Annotated in this window: 16 protein-coding genes; 13 read left to right on the forward strand and 3 right to left on the reverse strand. The window is 32.6% G+C overall.

Going from position 1 to position 15,143, the window contains the following annotated elements:
* The first annotated feature begins 109 nt into the window (after window positions 1-109).
* From QVO42_RS00270 to nth, 7 genes are all read left to right on the forward strand, one after another.
* Entirely contained in the window at window positions 110-616 is a 507-nt protein-coding gene (locus tag QVO42_RS00270; protein ID WP_022424198.1) for a hypothetical protein, read from the forward strand.
* Window positions 609-1,154, forward strand: coding sequence for a hypothetical protein (locus tag QVO42_RS00275; RefSeq protein WP_022424199.1), 546 nt, complete (start codon window positions 609-611; stop codon window positions 1,152-1,154). The genes QVO42_RS00270 and QVO42_RS00275 overlap by 8 nt, the downstream gene beginning before the upstream one ends.
* Window positions 1,155-1,265: 111 nt before the next feature.
* Window positions 1,266-1,538 (forward strand): HU family DNA-binding protein, encoded by a 273-nt coding sequence (locus tag QVO42_RS00280; RefSeq protein WP_022424200.1) that lies wholly within the window; start codon window positions 1,266-1,268, stop codon window positions 1,536-1,538.
* A gap of 65 nt (window positions 1,539-1,603) precedes the next feature.
* The gene (locus QVO42_RS00285; RefSeq protein WP_022424201.1) at window positions 1,604-2,317 is read left to right on the forward strand and encodes a zinc metallopeptidase; all 714 of its coding nucleotides are present in this window, start codon (window positions 1,604-1,606) and stop codon (window positions 2,315-2,317) included.
* A 58-nt stretch (window positions 2,318-2,375) separates the two neighbouring features.
* The gene (locus tag QVO42_RS00290; RefSeq protein ID WP_022424202.1) at window positions 2,376-2,867 is read left to right on the forward strand and encodes a hypothetical protein; all 492 of its coding nucleotides are present in this window, start codon (window positions 2,376-2,378) and stop codon (window positions 2,865-2,867) included.
* A gap of 8 nt (window positions 2,868-2,875) precedes the next feature.
* Window positions 2,876-3,451, forward strand: a complete 576-nt coding sequence (locus tag QVO42_RS00295; protein ID WP_288163498.1) for a DnaD domain-containing protein — start codon at window positions 2,876-2,878, stop codon at window positions 3,449-3,451.
* On the forward strand, window positions 3,444-4,079 hold the full coding sequence (nth, locus tag QVO42_RS00300) for an endonuclease III (protein ID WP_022424204.1): 636 nt from the start codon (window positions 3,444-3,446) through the stop codon (window positions 4,077-4,079). The genes QVO42_RS00295 and nth overlap by 8 nt, the downstream gene beginning before the upstream one ends.
* A gap of 56 nt (window positions 4,080-4,135) precedes the next feature.
* Here the strand turns inward: nth and QVO42_RS00305 are convergent, their stop codons facing one another.
* Window positions 4,136-6,793: a transglycosylase domain-containing protein gene (locus QVO42_RS00305; protein ID WP_022424205.1), complete on the reverse strand. Its 2,658-nt coding sequence runs from the start codon at window positions 6,791-6,793 to the stop codon at window positions 4,136-4,138.
* Window positions 6,790-7,389 carry a Holliday junction resolvase RecU gene (gene recU / locus QVO42_RS00310; RefSeq protein ID WP_022424206.1) on the reverse strand — a complete coding sequence of 200 codons (600 nt, stop codon included), beginning with the start codon at window positions 7,387-7,389 and terminating at the stop codon, window positions 6,790-6,792. The genes QVO42_RS00305 and recU overlap by 4 nt, the downstream gene beginning before the upstream one ends.
* 122 nt (window positions 7,390-7,511) lie before the next feature.
* Between recU and QVO42_RS00315 the strand changes: the two genes are divergently transcribed.
* A complete protein-coding gene (locus tag QVO42_RS00315; RefSeq protein WP_022424207.1) occupies window positions 7,512-8,429 on the forward strand; it encodes a D-alanyl-D-alanine carboxypeptidase family protein in 918 nt (305 codons plus the stop codon).
* A gap of 16 nt (window positions 8,430-8,445) precedes the next feature.
* Here the strand turns inward: QVO42_RS00315 and QVO42_RS00320 are convergent, their stop codons facing one another.
* Window positions 8,446-9,069, reverse strand: coding sequence for a TetR/AcrR family transcriptional regulator (locus QVO42_RS00320; RefSeq protein ID WP_022424208.1), 624 nt, complete (start codon window positions 9,067-9,069; stop codon window positions 8,446-8,448).
* Window positions 9,070-9,322: 253 nt separating this feature from the next.
* On the opposite strand from QVO42_RS00320, the gene QVO42_RS00325 reads away from it, so the two are divergent.
* The 5 genes from QVO42_RS00325 to QVO42_RS00345 all read left to right on the forward strand — a co-directional run bounded on the left by QVO42_RS00325 (window position 9,323) and on the right by QVO42_RS00345 (window position 15,094).
* Complete coding sequence (locus tag QVO42_RS00325) at window positions 9,323-10,318, forward strand: L-lactate dehydrogenase (RefSeq protein ID WP_022424209.1); 996 nt, start codon at window positions 9,323-9,325, stop codon at window positions 10,316-10,318.
* A 115-nt stretch (window positions 10,319-10,433) separates the two neighbouring features.
* Entirely contained in the window at window positions 10,434-11,147 is a 714-nt protein-coding gene (locus QVO42_RS00330) for a DUF2238 domain-containing protein (protein WP_022424210.1), read from the forward strand.
* A gap of 56 nt (window positions 11,148-11,203) precedes the next feature.
* The gene (locus QVO42_RS00335; protein WP_022424211.1) at window positions 11,204-12,607 is read left to right on the forward strand and encodes a TrkH family potassium uptake protein; all 1,404 of its coding nucleotides are present in this window, start codon (window positions 11,204-11,206) and stop codon (window positions 12,605-12,607) included.
* Between the two features lie 11 nt (window positions 12,608-12,618).
* Window positions 12,619-13,293 (forward strand): potassium channel family protein, encoded by a 675-nt coding sequence (locus tag QVO42_RS00340; protein WP_022424212.1) that lies wholly within the window; start codon window positions 12,619-12,621, stop codon window positions 13,291-13,293.
* Between the two features lie 43 nt (window positions 13,294-13,336).
* A complete protein-coding gene (locus QVO42_RS00345) occupies window positions 13,337-15,094 on the forward strand; it encodes a hypothetical protein (protein ID WP_022424213.1) in 1,758 nt (585 codons plus the stop codon).
* Window positions 15,095-15,143: the final 49 nt, after the last annotated feature.

Here is a 15,143-nt window from a genome sequence, read left to right on the forward strand (position 1 = left end):
CAATAGCAAGCTGCCAGGTCCTTTCTGTTTATGCCTTCCAGTAGGAGGGCTTTTTTTATTGAATTCGTTTACTTCTTCTTGTATCATTATGTGAGGGAGGGGTTTATATATGAAAAATATAGTCATTACAGATAAAGATATTCCTTTAGAATTATTTAATGAAAGTGTTATCGTCAATCTGAATAATATTAAATATAGTGCTTGTACTGGTGATTATACATGCTTAAAAAAACAAATGCCTTGTCGTTATCACGACGATATTTCAGTCATTAATCAATGGATTGGTCAGGCTTCTTTGATAATTCTAGTGACTCATATTTATTGTGGATGCTTTGATACACCCCTAAAATCCTTTGTAGAGCGTAATATTGCCTCATATGAGCCTTATTATACAACAGTAGATGGAACAATCTGTCATGCTTCTTTAGCTCAGCAATCAAAGAAAATCCTTCTTATAGGCTATGGTGATATATCAGAACAGGAACAGAAGATGCTGATGAATTATTTACATGACTCACTTCTAGGTTATTCTATTTCTTCTATTAATACTTACTTCTGTACAGAAGAAGAATTAGATAATAATCTTAAGACATTTGGAGGTGTTGATCGTGGATAATGCTTTAATCATCTTATCTGGTTTAATATATACAAATAAAGTAATGTATAAACAGGCATATAAGCTTGCTCACTATCTTAAAAACAATGTTACTATTAAAACACTACAAGTCATAGGAGATAAAGATTTAGTAGATAATGATACTCTTATTTTCATGTTTCCTATCTCTTCTCAAACTATCCCTTCATGTATGCTTGATTATATGAAAAATAATGAGTCTTTAATGAATCATAAAACAATTTATTGTGTCATGTATTGTGATGAATATGAAACAGATTATTGTGACTATGCCCAAGAGATTATGGAGTTATATAGTAAGAAAACAAATGCAGTTTATAAAGGTACATTAAAAATTGGTGCTTACTTCTTATTAGACCATATTCCTTATACGTGGCGTGTATCCAATGAATTAAAAAATTTTGCATTAGATATAAGAAAAGCGAAAGAAAGTGCCTTAGATATCACATTTTTTTCTAAAAAACAGTTCTTAAAAGAAGGAAATAAGTTCTGGGAAAAAGCCTATAAATCAAAAAAATAGTAATTCATTTTATGTCCTTTATTACGTGCTTTTTTTGTATTTTATCTCTTGAAATAGAAGATAGATTTTGTTATACTACTCAAGGATAATTTATTAGGAGGCATTACAGAAGTGAATAAAAAAGAATTAATCAATATCGTTTCTGAAAAAAGAGATTTAACAAAAAAAGACGCTGAAATTCTTGTGAATACAGTTTTTGATACGATGGTAGAAAGTATGATTGATGGTGACAAAGTTCTTATTTCTGGCTTCGGTACATTTAAAATCAATCACTGCCATGAACGTAAGGGTGTTTCACCTAAGACTAAGGAACCTATTATTATTCCTGCAAGTCGTACAGTTTCTTTCAAACCAAGTAATAGATTAAAAGATGCAATGAACTAATGCATCTTTTTTGTTTATATACAGTTAATAATTTTTATGTATAATACTATCAGGAGTTGATGAAAATGAGTTATTATTTAATGACAAATCCAGGTTATATGCTTGGCACAATTTTAGTAGGTATTGCGATGGTTTTTTCTTTATACTGTCAGGCTAAGATCAAATCTACATATGCGAAATACCGTCGTAAACAAAATAGTCGTGGTATCACAGGGGCACAAGTGGCTAGAGAAATATTAGATTCTCATGGAATGACTCATGTACCAGTTTATGAAGTACATGGAGAATTATCAGATCACTTTGATCCTTCTAATAATAGTGTATCTCTTTCGAGTGACATATATCATGGTACAACAATTGCATCATGTGCTGTTGCAGCACATGAATGTGGTCATGCCATTCAATATCATGAAAACTACATGCCAATACGTGTAAGAAATGCGATTATTCCTTTATGTAATGTAGGAAATTATTTAGGTTGGATTGCGATTATGATTGGACTTGCATTAGGATCTACTAAACTTGCTTTTTTAGGTTTCTTCCTTATGTGTGGTATTTTAGCTTTCCAGATTATTACATTACCAGTAGAAATTAATGCATCAAAAAGAGGACTTGCGATATTACAATCTCAATACTTGAATGAAAATGAATATGCAGGTGCATGGCAGATGCTTTATGCTGCTGCATTGACTTATGTTGCTGGAGTATGTGCAACTCTTGCAAGTATGTTAAGAATTCTCTTTATGATATTAAGCAGTTCTAATAGAGATTCAAATTAACGAATCTCTTTTTTTTTAATCTTAAATGCGCTATAATAGTGGCACTATGGAGGTCGTTATGAATTATAATAAGAAAGATAAAAACTGGATTTATCATTTAATCATTGCAGTATTAGTGGTTATTTTGATTGTAGTCTCTTTCTGCATGTTAAGCATACATGTTCCTTATTTTAATCATGAAAATGATATCGCATTAGAAAGAAATAAGATCATTAATAAATATAAACTTAACTATGATGATTACTTCAATGAATACAACAGCTCTAAGACCTACTATATCATTCGTATTAAAGACAAGAAGAAAAAGAAGGTCTATCAGGTTTACAATGCTAAATATAAATTAGTAGATAGCTATGGTGGTTCTATCGCTAAACAGGAAGATGTCATCAATACGATCAATAATGAATATAAAGTCAATGTAAGTAGTTTATCTATAGGTTATGAAAATGGTGATCTTGTTTATTTTGGAAAATATCAGAATGATGAGCACCTCTATTATTTCTATTACTCTTTAGATGAAGGAAAGTTTGTGAAGTATTATCGTCTATGAGTACAGAAATGTTGAAAGATTATCAGTGTATAGACTTTAAGAAACTATTATTACTTAAAGGAAAGTCTATAGGACTAAAAGATGAAGAAACACATATATTATTATTGATGATGACTTTAAGTGATTTAGGTGTAAGACCTATATATCCTCAAAAGATTGCGGAATTCTCTTCTCTATCTATTAAAGAAATTGATGATATTATGATTAGACTTGTTGACAAACATTATCTTGATCGTATTAACTTAAAAATTGATTTCAAACCTTTAGAAAAGCTATTACTAGGTATGAAGATAGAAAAGAAAGAAGAAGTCAATCTTATAGAAATATTTGAAGATGCTTTTGGACGTACAATGAGTACGATGGATATTGAATATATCAATCAGTTTAAAAGAACTGGATATGATGATGAAATGATTGTATCTGCTTTAAGAGAAGCAGTGAAATCTAATGCACTCTCTTTTAGATATATTGAAAGAGTATTAGAAAACTGGGCTCATTCTAAGAATTATATTAAGAAATATCAAGAAGAAGAGCCAGAAGTAAGTGAAGAAGTAAGAAATTATAACTGGTGGGAAAATGATTAAAACAAAGCAAGATCGAATACTCAATACATTTGATGCAATGTTTCCAGATGCACGCTGTGTATTGAATCATTCTAACAATCTAGAATTACTTGTTGCAGTAATGTTATCAGCACAAACAACAGATGAAGCAGTGAACAAGCTGACTACTCATCTATTTAAAAAATATCAGACAGTAGAAGACTATGCGAATGCATCATTGCCCGAATTGGAGTCAGATCTCCATTCTATCGGCCTTTATAGAAATAAGGCTAAGAATATCAAGGCTATGGCTGAAACTCTTCAGACACGCTTTGATGGCGTTGTACCAGCTTCTCACAAAGAATTAATTACACTCCCAGGAGTAGGAAGAAAAACAGCCAATGTTGTCATGGCAGAAGGATTTGGTTATCCCGCTATTGCGGTAGATACTCATGTAGAACGTATCTCTAAAAGACTTGGATTTGCGAAAGCGGATGATACAGTATTGACTGTAGAAAAGAAGCTTATGAAGACTATTCCTAAAAATAGATGGATTAAAACACATCACCAAATGATTTTCTTTGGAAGATATCATTGCAAGGCGATGTCTCCCCATTGTAAGGAATGTCCACTGGTAGACATATGTAAAGAAAAGAACAAGAAGCTCTAAGAATCCATAAGGATTCTTTTTTTACATTCAAAAAAAGGATTCCTTTTTTGGAATCCTTACTGATCTTGTGTTTCAGTTGTCTGTACTGTGAAATGGATAGAACCAATAGTTTTTGTTTCACCACTTGAATTCTTTTCAGTAAATGAAATCGTATATGATCTGCCACTAGATAATCCACTAATTGTTGCACTGCTTCCACAATTCAATGATTGACTATTTCCATTACATGTCACAATCATTGTATGTCCATTTGGACCAGATGTGCTGACATTAACTGAAGTGGCTGAAATAGTTCCTCCATTTGATACAGCTGCACCATTTGCAGTAACACTGAAGGTTGCAGTACCTACAGCTGTACTTCCAGTAGATAATCTTACTGACTTCTTATTAGAAGTTGTGTCACCGCTCTTTAGTTTATAATAACCAGTTACTGTGTATGTCTTACCTGATTCAGTGTTATATTCAAGTGTTCCGCTTGTAGAAGATAATGTTTCAGTCTTTGTAGAAGAACCGTCACTGATTTCTACAACACAAGTGATTTTTCCTTCATATTCAGGATCATAAGAACCAAATGTGACAGAAATTGAATTATTTGAATTCAATGAAGCATTAAATGATGTCAATTCAGGTACTTTATATTCATCGGCATAAGAAGAACCATCATCTACACCACTAGGACCATGTCCCTTAACAAACCAAGCAGTCATAATCTTTTCTTCTGGTGTAGAAGAACTTGGAGATACATATGGATATACACCCTTAACCATACGTGCCTGTTCAACATTACTTGGTGTTTCATAGCTATTTTTCATCTTACGAGTGTCAAGTTTCTTCGCAATCTTTGCGGCAATTGATTTTGCATCATTCATACCACTTGCAAGATATTTATGTTTCTTTGTAGATATTTCTGCAGGGAAACCATTCCAGCAGGCCCATGCATAATCAGGTGAATAAGCACAAAGCCAATGGTCTTTATCCTTGCCAGCTAAAGCAGGAATAGTTGCATCAAAGTTAGAAGTACCGGTTTTTGCACCAATCTGAGAACCGATATCAAATGCTGAGTAGCTTCCATTACTCTTTACATAGCTTGTCATAACCTGACGAAGTAAGAAAGCAGTAGAATCTTTCATTCCTTCACTTGCCTGTTTCTGAATATCATCATCTACATTAATCGTTTCACCAGTTGTATTAATCACAATCTTCTGAATTGTATGTGGCTTAATATATGTACCACCATTTGAGATAGCTGCATATGCAGCTGCCTGCATAGTAGGTGTTGTACCATATTTCCAACCACCAATGGCATAGTTTAAGTTGAAATCTTCATCATCCATGTTATAGCCTAGACCTTTTAAGAAGCTAACAACCTGATTATTACCAACCTTCTTAAGAACACTATTTAAAGTATGAATAGCAGCTAAGTTCCATGAATTTGCAAGAGCATCTTCAAGAAGAACATCACCATGGTAATTGTTATCCCAGTTCTTTGGATGCCAGCTACCCTGAGTAAACTCTGAGTCATCTACTGTGTGTCCAGTAGACCAGTTGAGATATTCAAATGCAGTTGCATAGTCAAGAATAGGTTTGATAGAAGAACCTGGCTGTCTTCTATTCTTTAATGTATAAGCATAATCTAGATAAGTCGCATCAGAATTATTCGCACGATAATTTTTTGCACTCATTAAACCAATAATACGTCCAGTTTTTGATTCAAGCACGGAAGCAGCTGCCTGCATTTCCTTGTCAGTAAACTTATAGTTCTTACCTGAAGAAACATCATCAAGATATTCCTGCATATCATGATCCATATAAGTATAGATTGTCATCTTTGTCTTATTAGGGTCATAACCTAAATCTTTAGCTTCCTGAGTAACACGATCAACATAAGAAGCATATTTACCATTTGTTTGGATTGGATCATATTTTAATATGTTTTCAACCTTTACGCTTTTCGCATTATCTCTTTCTTTTTCACTAATATATCCATGTTCATACATCAAGTTTAGGATAATATTTCTTCTTTTTGTTGCAAGAGTTAAACTCCTAAATGGGTCATATGAAACAGGAGAATTAATTGTACCAGCAAGTAATGCAGCTTCTGGTAAAGTTAACTGATTAGGGCTCTTTCCAAAATAATAGTAGCTTGCCCCATAAATACCAATAGAACTATTTGACTTACCAAAATAAATCTTATTGAGATATAGTTCAAGTACTTTCTGTTTAGTAGTCTGCTGAGTTGCTTCAATAGAAAGAATGACTTCTCCAACCTTTCTTTCAATTGTTTTTTCTTCATATGGATAATATGTCTTTTTGATGAGCTGCTGAGTAATTGTAGAACCACCTGCAACAGTATGACCTGCTAAGATATTTGACATAAGAGCTTTAATAATACGTGGAATATCAAAACCATTATGTACAAAAAAACGAGAGTCTTCTGCAGCAACTACAGCATCAATCATTACTTCAGGAATATCATCATAACTTACATATTTCCCAATAGAACTACCATACTTATAATAGGTTTCTCCATCTTGAGAAACCTGAGAAGAGTAGGAAGTTGTTGTAAGATTATCAATATCAAAATTACTGATTTGCTGATAAATCTTAAATCCAAGGTAACCACTACCGCTCGCTACAAGAACACATAATGCGATAATACATATCTTAATTGTTTTCTTTATCTGCTTAGGGTCCTTGGTTGATTGAACTTTCATAAAGTGTCCTCCTTAAGGTAAAATTCATCGATTACATCTAAATAAGCGAGTCTTGGCTGATAGCCCTGCTTAATAAGATGTCCACTTTCTTTCACTTCATCATAACTTATATGCTGCTTCTTGTCATGAAAAAAGCGCTCTACCATAATCGAAGCATCTAACAAATAAACTTCTCCTACAGATGTGAAGGCAATAATAATAAAGGCAATTCCCCCATGACGTGAGACACGTGCGAGATGATTGATCTGATGCTCAGAAATATTACGAAAAGGAAATCGTAAAGATTTAGTTTCTTTTGCTTCAAAATCAATATATCTGCCTTTATAAATTCCATTATAATCCGTAGTAGAAGGGGCCTGATAGTATGCTTCAACTATACGGGCTTTATTTCGTGAAGGATAATCGACTTTTACAATCTGGATAGGTGTCGGTTTTTTATATATGACAGCCTGATCGACAGATAAGTAATAGGTGTTAGATAGGTTGATGTCTTCTTCTAAGCTCATCCCACGAAAAGCAGTATAATGCTTACTTGTAGATTTCTTAGGGATAGACATATTAGCCGGTGCCTTTTTAAGGTTTGGATAATTAACCATACTATTTCTCCTTTACCAAATCATTATAACATATTATTATTCAAAAAGAATGAAAAATGATGGAAGAAGATTGATGAATAGGTTTAAAATAGTTATTATGTTTTAAAAGAGGTGATTAAAAAATGAAATATCGTAAATGGATTACAATGATATGCGCTGCATTCATGCTTTGTGCATGTACTTCAAAGCAGTCTGAAAAAAAGAAAACAAATACAATCTCGCATGTCGCAAAACAAAAAGAAGAGAAAATCAATTCTATCCCTCAACCAGCACTTAATACAGAAGAAGTGTCAGCAGTCGTGATGGATGCGGAAACAGGCAAGGTATATTATGCGAAAAATGAACAGGAATCACGTTATCCTGCTTCTACAATCAAACTATTAAGTGCCCTTGTTGCAATAGAGTATTATAAGGATGATGATCTTCTTACTACAAAGAATATTATGTCTTTACCAGATCGTGTGTTTGCCTATACTGAACCTGTACATGATGGTGAACAGATTCCTTTTAAAGATGTTATTCGTGGTATGCTTTTAAAGAGTTCTAATGAAATGGCTTTAACTCTTGCTGAAAACTATCAAGGTGGTTATGATGCATTTATTAACGCAATGAACAAGAAAGCAAAAAAACTAGGCTGTCAAAAGGTAGAGGTGTCTAATCCTCATGGACTTAGTTATGCCCAAAAGGGATGGCTTAAAGAGACATGTAGTACAAAGGATATGGCACTTATTGCGAAAGCATTTTATAAGAATAAAGAGCTAAGAAATATTATTTCTACACCAAACTATACTTTTGAATCAAATCAATATCGTACAATGCAGAATGTAAAGATGACCCAGCAGGCTTCTCCATATTATGATGAAAGAGTCATTGGAGGAAAGACAGGGTTTACTAATCTCGCGAAAAGATGTTTAGTTACTTATTCTAAGGTAAAGAATAAAACAATCATTACAGTTGTATTTAAAGAAAACTCATGTGAAGAAACTTATACAGATACTAAAAAGCTTCTTGATTATGTGAATGAGGTTTTAGCAGCATAGAAAAAATGCTGCTTTTTTATTGGGCAGCATGAAGTAAAGTACGTATTAAATCAAATAGATAAGGCTTATAGTCCTCAATAGGGCAGGGAACCTTATTGACAATACAGCTAAAGCAAGTTGAACCTACAAGCTCTACTATAGTAAAGAAGGTAATATCAATATTTTTAATATTAAGATTCTCTCTTTCTACACCTTCCTTAAATAATTCATATAGACTAAGATGATCTGTTTCTTCTAGAATCTTTGTAAGTTCCTGTGAATAGACACCAAGAGATAAGTCTTTATTCATTAAGGTAAGATATGTAGGATTGGCTACAAGAGCATCAATCACATGATTGATGATAAAAATCATAGAATCATCAAAATGGGTGATTTCAGGATGTTTTTTTAATTCGTTCACTGCATCATCGAATAAATCAGTACTGATTTCCTGTACAATCTGGTTTCTAATATCATATTTGTCTTTGAAATATAAATAAAAAGTACCTTTTGCAACCTTTGCTTTATTAACAATGTCAGAAATAGATGTATTATTAAAATTCTTTTCTGCAAATAATGCAGTAGCACTTGCTAGAAGACGTTCCCTCTTTTCTTCTTTATTCTTTTCTATCTTAGATTTAATATCACTCAGAGCATTCATATAAATCCCTCCAATATTTATTATACCAATAAATGACCGCAAGTCAATTTAAGCCACATTTTCATTGCAACAAATTTGTAACAATAAATTCGCTTACACTTACATTCTCTGAAACATAGAAAGCGTTAACATCAAAAAAGTATGGATTTATCAACTAAAATCTAATGAATTTTTTTATTTAATTAGCAAATATTTTATTGTATTTGGGAAATGATTATACTATACTTCTAGGTATAGGAGAGTGAAATGAATTATGGCAATGACAGATTATTTAAATGATATGCTAGCTCAGGGTAACCGTAAAGTTGTTCTAGTTGGTACAGGTTTTGTAGGTATGAGTATGGCTTATACTTTAATGAACCACAAAGGTATTGATGAACTTGTATTAGTTGACGTTAATACTGAAAAGGCAGAAGGGGAAGCAATGGACTTAGTTCATGGTTTACCATATGCAAACGGTAAATTAAAGGTTTATGCAGGTGATTATTCTGACTGCACTGATGCAAACGTTATCGTTGTAACTGCTGGTGCAGCTCAGAAACCAGGTCAGACAAGACTTGAATTAGTTGCAATCAACACAAAGATTATGGCTTCAGTTGGTAAGTCTATTAAAGAATCAGGATTCAATGGTGTAATCGTAGTAGCATCTAACCCATGCGATATCATGACTTACGTAATGCAGAAGGCTACTGGTCTTCATCCATACCAGGTTCTTGGTTCAGGAACTATGCTTGATACAGCAAGATTAAGATATGAAATTGGTAACTTCTTCGAAGTAAACCCAGCTTCAGTTCATGGTTATATCATGGGTGAACATGGTGATAGCTCATTCGTATCTTGGACAAATGCTTATATCGGATGTAAATCACTTCTTGAAGTTGTAGAAGAAAGAAAAGTACCATTTGATCAGTTACAGAGAATTTATGAACAGGTAAGAGATGCTGCTTATGAAATCATCAATAAGAAGAGAGCAACTTACTATGGTATCGGTATGTCTCTTGCTAGATTAGTAGATGCTATCTTAAACAACGAAAATACAGTACTTCCATTATCATGCTACCTTGAAGGTCAGTATGGTCATGAAGGTTTATATATCGGTGTTCCAGCAATCATCAATAGAGCAGGTATCCGTGAAATCTTAACATTACCTTTAACTGAATCTGATCAGGAAAAATTTGACAGATCTTGTAGTACATTACAGGAAATCATTGATACTACTGTAACTCCAATTCTTGAAGGAAAAGAATAAGATTGATTTTCACTTGAACTCTTAGGCTTGCGCCTAGGAGTTTTTTTGCTTTACATGAAATTAAGATTCATAATATGTAAAGTGTGCTATAATAGATGGACTAGGAGGAAAATTCATGAATAATAACGAATTTGAATATAGTGAAAAAACAAAACGTCGTGTTAGAATCTTTAAGAGAATTTTATCGTTTATTGTACTTATTCTTGCAATTGCGACAATGGTTGCTTTATTCTATGTAAAAAAAGAAAAGATGCGCGTTCGTTTGTTTTTCTCATTATTACAATATATTGCGATGAGTATTGTCTTAATCTCCCCAAGACTTTTAAAGAAATTCGCAAACTTTGAAGTACCTGTCGAAGTGCATATCAGTGTCACTGCCTTTGCGTTTTTAGGACTCGTACTTGGAGATGGTTTGAACTTCTATGGAAAGATTGGCTGGTGGGATTCATTACTTCACTTTACTTCAGGTATTATTCTTTCATTTATCGCTTTATGGCTATTACAGATGCTTATTCTACGTAGAAAATACCTTTTTATGCACCGTGCATTATTATATATATTTGTAGTTGCCTTCTCACTTGCCGTAGGGGCAGTATGGGAATTATGTGAATATACAGTAGATGATATTTTCCATACAAATAACCAGCAATATATGGCAACTACACGTGCGACTATCGTATCAAGTGATGATGAACCATTAGAAGGACATGATGCTCTCGCTGATACAATGAAGGATCTTGCACTTGATCTTGCAGGGGCTATTTTAGTAGTATGTTATGAATGTTCTAAGAAAGAAATTACTCAATATTATGTCTTAAAGAAAGACTAGTATTGGATTTATCACATCTTGGTGTTAGAATAGATGCGATTATAGGAGATTTAGTTATGAAAGATATTGTTTTAACTAGGCGAAAGCATTCTGGCCGACTTTCTGCACCAAAGAAAGTATCACTTTCTTTTCTTGCAGTAATTATAATAGGTGCTATAGTACTTTCTTTGCCATTTTCAAATAAAAAAGAAGCTGCCAGTTTCTTGGATAACCTCTTTATTGCAACATCTGCTGTATGTGTAACAGGGTTATCACCTTTGACAGTTGTGGATCAATATAACCTCTTTGGTCAGACAGTTCTTATTATTCTTGTTCAAATTGGTGGTCTTGGATTCTTAACTTTCTTATATCTTTTCTTGTTTCTTGCAAGACAAAGAATTACATTAAGTAGAAAACTTGTCTTTACTGAAGCACTCAATCAGAATTCTTTAAGTATGCTTCCAAGACTCTTAAAAACTATTTTTATTTATACTGTTTCAATAGAAACGATTGGATTAATATTCTTCTCAATGTTTTTTATACCTCGTTTAGGTGCTCTTAAAGGCTTATATTATGGTATATGGCATTCTATTAGTGCATTTTGTAATGCTGGATTTGATTTATGTGGATCTACATCACTTGTTGCCTATAACACAAATCCGATTATTAACTTTATTGTACCATTTGAAATCATCATGGGTGGTCTAGGCTTTATTGTAGTATTAGATATTCATGATAAATATATTAAAGAAAAGAGAAGATCATCAAGCTTTTCATGGCGTCATCTATTTGGCAGCTTTGCCCTACATACAAAGATAGTATTAATGATGACTGTATCGTTAATTGTTATAGGTACATTATTATTCTTTATAATGGAATTCAACAATCCTGCAACTATTGGAAAAATGAATTTAGTAGATAAGCTTGTTGTATCATTCTTCCAATCAGTTACTACACGTACTGCTGGATTCTCAACAGTGGATATGTATTCTCTTAATAGAATCACAAAAATATTGATGTGTTCTCTTATGTTCATCGGTGGTTCTCCTGCATCTACTGCAGGTGGTATTAAAACAGTTACTTTTGCACTTGTATTACTATTAATGAGAACAACTTATCGTGGTATTGAAGAAACAACAGTATTCCAGCGTCGTATCAAGAAAAGAACACTCGTAAGAGCTTTTTCTATCTTTTTCCTTGGACTAATGCTTTGTATTATTTCATCTTCTATTATGCTTATAACAGAACCTAAACAGGATTATTTAAATATCCTAATGGAAGTATTCTCAGCATTTGGTACAGTAGGACTGAGTGCATCTGTTACACCTGCATTAAGTATAGTTGGTAAATGTGTAGATATTATCTTGATGTATGCTGGACGTATTGGCCCTATTTCATTAATGATTTTATTTACTAAACGTTCACATGATAAAAATACAAAAGAATTTAAATATCCAGATGAGGATGTACTTGTTGGCTAGGAGGAGTAAACATGAGTAATAAACCAAAACAGGTCGCTATTTTAGGATTAGGTATCTTTGGAAGCACACTTGCTGAAACATTAGAAGACTTCGGAGTAGAAGTTCTTGCAGTAGATATTGATCCAGTATGTGTCAGTAGAATTAAAGACAATGTTACTAAAGCAATTGTAGCTGATGTTACTGATCGTGAACAGCTATTAGAGCTTGATATCAATACATTTGATGTAGCTGTTGTAGCTATTTCTAAGCACTTTGAAGAAGCAGTAACATGTACATTATTATTAAAGGAATTAAATGTCCCTTATGTTATTGCGAAAGCACGTACTAAACGTAAGAAGATCATTCTAGAAAAAGTAGGGGCTGATCGTGTTATTAATACAGAAAAAGAAATGGCTTATAAGCTTGCTAAACATTTATTAAGACGTTCTATTGTAGATTTAGTAGAACTTGATGAAGAATATTCTATTGTAGAGATTAGAACACTTAAGGATTGGGAAGGTAAATCACTTTCTAATGTTAATATCCGTCGAGTTTATGGTATGAACGTTGTAGGTATTAAACCTCAAGGTTCACTTAAGATGACAATGGACTTCAGTGCTGATTATATTATTCAGCCAGGAGATCATTTCCTTGTTGTAAGTAAAACAAAAGAAGTAGAAAAATGGGATTTTCTCACTAAGGAATAGCAAAAGGCTATTCCTTTTTCTATAATAGTAATAGGAGGACATTATGAACTTGTTACAACTCACAATAGAAACATTTGATAAGAATGTTGAGACTGACTTTACTTCTTTTAAGAATCATATAAATTATATTGAAAATCATAATACAGTCATCAATGGTCTCACATTCGCTTTTTTTGGCTTAACAGAAATTATTATTAAGAGAGTTTATCTTACATTTGAATTAAACAATATCATACACACTATTGAACGTGTGTATCAATCAGGAAGATGTATTCTTCGATGTGATGATCTAGAAAATGAAGAAGCCCAGCACCTTGTCCACAATATTTTGAATATGAATTATAATCAGTTCCTACATCAATTTATTATGCCTTCTTCTTTTATAGAAACTTGGATTCAATCACCTACAGAGGCACTTATGCGTTCCTTTGTATCTACAAAACCCGTCATGACGAGTGATACAAAAATGATAGAGGAACAGATTAATGACACAATGTCTTTCTTAAATAGTTATGAAGATTATAAGAGCGCATGTGCTTATATTAGTAAGAATAAGCCTTATCTATCTCTCTATTCCAATCATTTAGATCAATTAGAAAAATCATTAGAAGCTAAGAAAAAGAAAGTATTACGTGAAATTGAACTAGTTACTGAATTAGATGATATGGAAAAGAAAGCAGCTATCAGAAAGCAGCAACAACAGACAATAGATAAAAGAAGAGAAGGACTCAATGATTTATCTTTACTCTATGATGAATACTTAATATCACAGGATCATCTATTTGATTTAGAAGCATCTTATACACGTACTGTATATCTTTATGGTAGTGAAAATGATGATTATATGCGTATGTATCATCATTATATGAATAGTCTTGCAGGTATTCTTGCTAAGGACTTAAAAGAAGGAACACCTTGTCCTGTATGTGGCTCTCTTCATCATCCTAAACCTTGTTTAATAGAAGGAAGAGAAATATCTCAGGAACTTCTTTTTAAAAAAGAAGCTATATTAGAAAAAACAAGAACAGATTTAGAAAAGAAACGCTTAGAAAAAGCAACCTATATGGTACGTCATCAAAGACTTATAGAAAAGATTATAGAAAAGAAAAAAGAATTAGATATTACAGAAGATATTTCTAAAGAAATGTTTATTAGAGAACTCAGTGTATTAAATACAGATTATTTATCTCATTATAAGAAGGATAAGAAGCTCTTAGATGAAATAGGTTATCTACACAAATTAGAAAAACATCTTCCAGCACTTAAACAGGATTATCATGAAATACTTATGGCAATTGAAGAAGTCAAAGAAGAATATCTTACATTACAGAAGAAGATTAAACATGCAGAAAGGTTCTGTGATGAAATCATTCAAAAATATTCTTTTATTATGTATGTTGATGAAAACGTCATAGAAAATAAGAAGAAAGAATGTTTGAATAATCAAAAGATACTTACATTACTTCATAAGCAGACAATACCTCTAGAAGAAGATGTCACATCTTTTATCACTCAATTAATGAATACTGCTAACCGTTTACTCAAACAAATCACCCATGATCGTTTTCAACTTATACTTGATAATAAACTTTATCTTCAAGAAGAGGATCATCTCTCTCTGGTAGAGGATTCTTCAATGATTGGCTTATGTACAATTGTTTTAGGATATAGTCTATCTTCTATGATTTCACATCAGGATATATTATTCATTGATCACTCATTACAGGAAGATTATCACGAAACATTAATCAATACACTCTCTATATCCCCTTATTTTTCAAGACTCTATATTACAAAATAAGTGAATATAACACATTATTATCACCATGATTTGGATTAATCCTTTTCAT

The sequence above is a fragment of the Catenibacterium sp. CAG:290 genome (assembly GCF_000437715.1).
Taxonomy (GTDB): domain Bacteria; phylum Bacillota_I; class Bacilli_A; order Erysipelotrichales; family Coprobacillaceae; genus Catenibacterium; species Catenibacterium mitsuoka_A.